The sequence below is a fragment of the Commensalibacter sp. A3DC genome, assembly GCF_047307945.1.
GTDB lineage: Bacteria > Pseudomonadota > Alphaproteobacteria > Acetobacterales > Acetobacteraceae > Commensalibacter > Commensalibacter melissae.
The window spans coordinates 1-475 of record NZ_JAXOQA010000129.1; the positions used below are offsets into that span (position 1 = coordinate 1).

At 51.4% G+C, this 475-nt stretch carries 1 protein-coding gene; it reads right to left on the reverse strand.

Annotation, left to right across the window (positions count from 1 at the left end; genetic code table 11):
- Positions 1-475 (reverse strand): hypothetical protein (locus U0839_RS08805; RefSeq protein ID WP_413550518.1); only part of this gene is annotated, 475 nt, incomplete at both ends.

A 475-nucleotide genomic window follows, 5' to 3' on the forward strand; every position in this document is an offset into this window, starting at 1 on the left:
GTAATTGCCCATACCAAGCTCAACAACACCTGAACTCGCCTGGATAACGCCATTGCTGTTCTCAATGTCACCGCCATGAAAAACAATATCCCCAAAGCCATTGTCCGAACCAGCCAGAATCATCCCTGAACGGTTCATCAAACCGTCAGACTCTATATGAACATTGCCCGCATTCGAGCCAATCTGGCCATTATCGTTATTCAGCTGCCTGCCACCAATGTCCACAATACCCGAGGGAGTGACTATCTGGCCATGATCATTACTGACATCTCCAGAGGCGGAAACCCTGACATTCCCGGATGCCTGCGTTCCTATCCGGCCATTCATGTTGACAACCTTACCCGTTGCCTGAACCCCGATATCCCCCTGTGTGGTCAGGATAGAGCCATTGCCATTGTCAAGTGAGGAGCCTGTCAATGACACATTCCCCTGACCCGTACGGATCAGGCCGGACTGGTTATTGATATCCCCGCCA